Origin of the sequence: Brevundimonas sp., assembly GCF_036399195.1 — a bacterium.
Taxonomy (GTDB): domain Bacteria; phylum Pseudomonadota; class Alphaproteobacteria; order Caulobacterales; family Caulobacteraceae; genus Brevundimonas.
Genome location: NZ_DASWNO010000080.1, coordinates 1 through 5,065, shown reverse-complemented (window position 1 = coordinate 5,065; position 5,065 = coordinate 1). Strand labels below are relative to the sequence as shown.

The 5,065-nt window shown below is 69.7% G+C and carries 6 protein-coding genes; 2 read left to right on the top strand and 4 right to left on the bottom strand.

Annotation, left to right across the window (positions count from 1 at the left end; all coding sequences use genetic code 11):
• Positions 1 to 277 precede the first annotated feature (277 nt).
• From VGB60_RS03995 to VGB60_RS03985, 3 genes are all read right to left on the bottom strand, one after another.
• Positions 278 to 1,171 carry a GIN domain-containing protein gene (locus tag VGB60_RS03995; RefSeq protein WP_331036986.1) on the bottom strand — a complete coding sequence of 298 codons (894 nt, stop codon included), beginning with the start codon at positions 1,169 to 1,171 and terminating at the stop codon, positions 278 to 280.
• A gap of 97 nt (positions 1,172 to 1,268) precedes the next feature.
• Positions 1,269 to 2,177: a cupin-like domain-containing protein gene (locus VGB60_RS03990; RefSeq protein ID WP_331036985.1), complete on the bottom strand. Its 909-nt coding sequence runs from the start codon at positions 2,175 to 2,177 to the stop codon at positions 1,269 to 1,271.
• 20 nt (positions 2,178 to 2,197) lie between these two features.
• Positions 2,198 to 3,346, bottom strand: coding sequence for a GNAT family N-acetyltransferase (locus tag VGB60_RS03985; RefSeq protein ID WP_331036984.1), 1,149 nt, complete (start codon positions 3,344 to 3,346; stop codon positions 2,198 to 2,200).
• A gap of 163 nt (positions 3,347 to 3,509) precedes the next feature.
• Here VGB60_RS03985 and VGB60_RS03980 point away from each other — a divergent pair, with 163 nt between their 5' ends.
• Together VGB60_RS03980 and VGB60_RS03975 are read left to right on the top strand one after the other, a co-directional pair.
• Complete coding sequence (locus tag VGB60_RS03980; RefSeq protein WP_331036983.1) at positions 3,510 to 3,689, top strand: hypothetical protein; 180 nt, start codon at positions 3,510 to 3,512, stop codon at positions 3,687 to 3,689.
• 70 nt (positions 3,690 to 3,759) lie between these two features.
• Positions 3,760 to 4,878, top strand: coding sequence for a L,D-transpeptidase (locus VGB60_RS03975; protein ID WP_331036982.1), 1,119 nt, complete (start codon positions 3,760 to 3,762; stop codon positions 4,876 to 4,878).
• 65 nt (positions 4,879 to 4,943) lie between these two features.
• On the opposite strand, the gene VGB60_RS03970 is transcribed toward VGB60_RS03975, so the two are convergent.
• Positions 4,944 to 5,065: hypothetical protein (locus VGB60_RS03970; RefSeq protein ID WP_331036987.1), on the bottom strand; the 122-nt coding region annotated here is incomplete at its 5' end.

Sequence of the window (5,065 nt, the reverse complement as noted above, 5' to 3'; positions counted from 1 at the left end):
GTCACTGCAAAGAACAGGTCCGAGGTCGTTCCTGCGAGCCGCGTCTGCATCCCAAAAACACGCGGGATGCACAGCCGGTCCAACAAGAGTGGGGGCTTATGACCGCCGATTCCGATTTGGTCAAGCGGCGAAAAGGTGGCGAGGGCTGATCCAGCGCGGCGGAGACAAGGGTGTGCGGCCCGGAACACGGCCATAGACGACGAAGGAGCATTCCGGCGCGAAAAAAGGTCCGGGAGCTCGCGGCGCCCGGACCTTCAAGTCGATGACGGCCGAAGAATCAGCTGCCGATGCGGACGTTGCCTCCGCCCATGATCGAACGGCTGACCGAGCCGGTCGCGCGCGCCACCGTCACGTCGCCGCCGCCGACGATGGAGACGTCCACGTCTCCCGCCACGCCGGCGAAATTCACGTCCCCCGAGCCGGCGATGCTGACGCTGAGGTTCGGCGCGGTCCCTCCCCGCACCTGCACATCGCCCGAGCCGCCGATCGAAACCTCCGTCGGCCCGTCGACCCGCGCCACCACCACATCGCCCGACCCGCCGATCGAGACCTCCAGCTCCCGTGTCGCTCCAGCGGTGACGGAACCGGATCCGCCGATGCTGATCTCAAGGCCGGTCGAGGTGCCCGCGCGCATGTTTCCAGAACCACCGATGCTCAGCGAGACCGGTCCCTCGGTGTTGGCGACGTTCCAGTACCCGCAGCCGGCGTTCCCGAGCTCGACCGAAGACGCGCCCCGGCCGACGGAGCCGAACACAGCGCCCGAGGCGTCGATGTCGACCCTGCGAGGCGTGCGGATCACGATCAAGGGGGCTTGCGAGACTTCGATCCGGCCATGGTCGCGAACCTCTACGCTCGCGCCCTCGCCGGGACGCTCGCTGTTCGAGCCGGCGTTGCAGTTTCGCATGCTCATGCCGCCGCTCATAAGACCGTTGCGGCGGCGCAGCCCGCCGTCGACGATGACCTTGCCGTTCTCTCGCGAGACCTGGATGGCCGGAAGTCCGGACGACCCCTGCTCGACCTCGACGGCGACGTCGGAGCGGTCCTCGACCACCACCGCGACGCGGGCGACGGCGTTACGGATTTCCACTTCCGGACCCGATTGGGCGACGGCCGGGCCGGCGACGGCGGCCAGGGCGGCGAGAGCGACGGCGGATGCGATGATCGTCTTCATAACGGCGTTCCTTCTCCGGTTCTTGAGGAGAGGGTGCGTCAGTCGCCGGGGGGAGTCAGCTTAAATCGAGGTCATGACGCCCTTGTAAGATACGCCGTCAGGCGCGCAGGGCTCCGGCCCCGTCCTCTACGCCGACCTCAGGCTGGAAATCCCGGTCGAGATGCGCGATCCGGCTCTGCAGCCCGCCGAACCGCTTCAGGGCCAGCGAGGCCGCCCAGCGCGCGGCCAGTTCCGGCGTCGCCATGCCGTCGGTGAAGCGGGGCCGCCCGCCCCGGCTGCGCAGGACGGCGTTGGTGTAGAGCGCGCCGTTGCGGAAGCGCGACGGCCAGGTCTGGAAATCCATCGACAGCGAGACGCAGAAGCGGTCGAGGTTTTCGACCCGATGCGGGGCATAGATCGGCCAGGTCAGGGCCTGACCCGGCTCGAGGTCGACCACGCGCGCATCGGCCTCGAAGGTCAGCGAATAGGGCAGCTCTTCGGTCGTCTGCCGCGCGACCACCTGCTCCATGTCCGCCTCGGCGAGGTGGGTTTCGTCGCCCGGATATACGAAGATCCGCTTGCGACCACGCAGATGGAACAGCACCACGCCGGCCGCGTCGAAGTGATACGGCACCCGCGCCTTGGGCGAGGACAGGATCAGCTGACCGGCGTTGCGGACCGCCCGCAGCCCCGGATAGGCGGCCTGCACCGTGCGAAACTCGGCCATCGCGGCGGTCCACAGCTCCGGCCATCCCCGCTCGACCTGGCGCAGGTTGACCCACAGCCGGCCCTGCTGGATCGCCGCCAGCAGCTCCTCGCCGTTCAGCCGGCCTCGGGCCCCGGTCCTCAACGAGACCTGACCGGCGTCGTCGTAGTCGTACAGGTTGATGTCGAACAGCTCGGCCGGATAGCGGTCCAGCACCGCGGCCAAGGCCTCGTCAGATGCGAAGCCCTGATCGACCAGACCGTGCGGGTGAACCGCGGCCTCTCGGATCGGACCGGCGTAACGGGTGCGCGTCTGGCTCATCGGTGCCCTTCGAAATTGTATCAGGCCGAGACGGCGCCGGCCTTAGAGCGGGCCTTTGCAAGGGCGGCGCCCGCCGCCTGCATCGCGCCCTTCAGCCGGTCGCCCGGCGTCGTCTCGCAGGCCTCGATGGCGGCCCAGCGCCGGCGCACGCTGGTGCGCAGCCGTTCGCCCCGGCCCTGCCCGGCCATGTTCAAGGCTCCGACGGCGGCCTGGCTGACGGTCGCCCCCAGCCCCGGCCGGGCGACCACGGCCTCGCGGACGATCCGGGCGCCGTTGCAGAAATACTTCTTGTAGTGCTCGCCCTCGAACCCGAAATCGAACGTGCGGTAGCCGATCCCGGACGCCATCCGCATGGTGTCCATGCTCAGCAGGATGCCCGGCGAACAGCGGGCCAGGCTCGGCTCGTAGCCGGGGAACCAGAAATGATACTGGTCGCCCGCGTGGAGCGAGTACTCGAGCGCGGTCAGGCGGTCGCCGGCCCACAGGCCCGCCATCGAAGCGCCGAAGCCGGCGCAGTCCGCCTTCAGCAGCGCGTGCAGCAGGTCGGCGGTCCACCCGCAAGCGAAGATGTCGTGCCGGGCGGTCCGCCGGTACTGATCCCGCTTCAGCTCGATCAGCCAGTCCAGCAGCGCCGGGTCGCGCAGGCCGCGCTCCACCCGCAGCGGGCCCAGTTCGGCCTCCATGCTGCGGCGCGCCCGCTCCTTGTCTTTGAAGAACTTGCCCTGGGCGGCGCGGCGCTCGGCGTACCAGCCCTCGTAGCCCTCATCGCCAAGAACGACCTGCACCGTGCGCCGGTCTTCGCCCAGCGCTGTGTCCCCTACCCAGGCGGTCACGTTGAGCCGGGAGGCCCCGAGCAGGCGGGCGGCCTCCTCAAGGCTCGGCCCCTCGCCTGGGGCCGCGATAACCCCGTGGTAGTCGTTCATCGGCGCTCCGAGCGGCTGCACCGCTCCGCCGCGACGCTGGTGCGGGAAGAAGCCGACCGTTCGGCCGTCTCGCGAGAACACCGCGACGGCGGCGTTCGGACTGACGCGTCCCGCGACCTGGGTGAACTCGGGCCGGAAATAGGGACTGTTCAGCGCCGGATTCGCCGCCAGCATGGAGCGCCACAGCGCCCACTCCGTTTCGCCGAGCGCTTCCACGCCGACAATATCGATCTCGCATCCGGCCATCAGGGCATCCCGCGGCGACGCCTCATCGGCCGCCGTTCGGGCCGGATATACGCTTCGGGCTGTTTCAGGCCGGTGACCGTTCATGGTGAACGAGCGATGAGCGGGAGCCGCCGCCTCGCCCGGGCGTTGGGTGGGCAGCGTTACCGAACGCCCGGAGACCAATATGACCGATCCCGACCGCCGCCCGCCGGGCTACACCGCCGACAACGAGAACCAGCGCCAGCCGCCTCACGACGGCGAGGCTCCGCGGCCCGCGACTGAGCCAAAGGGTTCCGAGGGGTCGTCGAACTCAGGCGAGACGGCGACCGACCCGGCCACGGGCGCGCCGAACGATCAGGCCTGAGCGCTATCGAACGGAACGCCCGGGTTCCTGAGGAATTCCTACCGGACCTTTGAACAAGTCCGGTGCCGCCATGTCGCTTCGTCTGATCCTCGTCTCCGCCAGCCTGATCGCCCTTGCGGGCTGTGGCGCGCCGGACCCGGCCGAGCAGGCTTCGTCGACGACGGGGCCGGGTCAACAGGCGAGCGTCGCGCCCGCGGCGGGCGGCGGCGTGTTGACGGTCGAGCAGATCGAGAACGGGGTGATCGGCGCACCCGCGGCGGCAGGCTCGCAGCCGGCCGGGGTCACGAAGACCGCGGCGACTCCGACGAGCGGCTCCGGCCAGACCGCCGCCCCGGCGCGGGCCGCCGCCCAAGGTCCCGACGCGGGGATGGTGCGGCTTCAGATCCTGCTCGACCGTTCGCCCTTCTCCCCCGGTGTGATCGACGGTCTCGGCGGCGAAAACACGCGTCAGGCCATCGCCGCCTGGCGCGAGGCCAACGACATGCAGGGTGACACCGCCGACGCGGCCATGCTGGAGCGCATGATCGCCGCCGACACCAGCCGGGTCATGTCGGAGTACGTCCTGACCCCCGCCGACGTGGCCGGCCCCTTCAGCCCGCCGGCCCCCGCCGAGCTGGCCGACCTGGCCCGTACCGGCGTGAACTACACCAGCGCGCTGGAGCGACTGGCCGAGCGGTTCCACATGACGGAGGCGCTGCTGCAGGGACTCAACCCGGGCGTCGACTTCCGCAGCGCTGGTCAGAGGATCGTCGTCCCCGCCGTCGACAACCGCCCGCTGGCGAACGTCGCCCGCATCGTCGTCAACAAGGCCGAACGATCGGCCCGCGCGTTCGACGCCTCGGGCAAGCTGCTGGCCTTCTACCCCGCCACCATCGGCTCCAGCGAACGGCCCGCGCCGTCTGGCACGGTGACCGTCGTCGGCGTCGCGCCCGAGCCGGACTACACCTACGACCCGTCTCGGGTGACCTATGACCGTGGGAACCAGAAGATCGTGATCCCCGCGGGCCCGAACAATCCTGTGGGCACGGTCTGGATCGACCTGTCGCGCGACACCTACGGCATCCACGGTTCGCCCGACCCGTCCAAGATCGGCAAGACCGCCTCGAACGGCTGCGTCCGCCTGACCAACTGGGACGCCGAGCAGCTGGCCGCGGGCGTCAAGCCGGGCGTGGAGGTTCGGTTCGTCTGACACAGCGAAAACGGCCCCGGAGTCACCTCCGGGGCCGCTCTGTTCGTCAGATCAGACCGTAGCGCTTAGGCGACGATCTTCGACACCACGCCGGCGCCGACGGTGCGGCCGCCTTCGCGGATGGCGAAGCGCAGCTTCTCTTCCATCGCGATCGGGGTGATCAGCTCGACGTTCAGCTCGGCGTTGT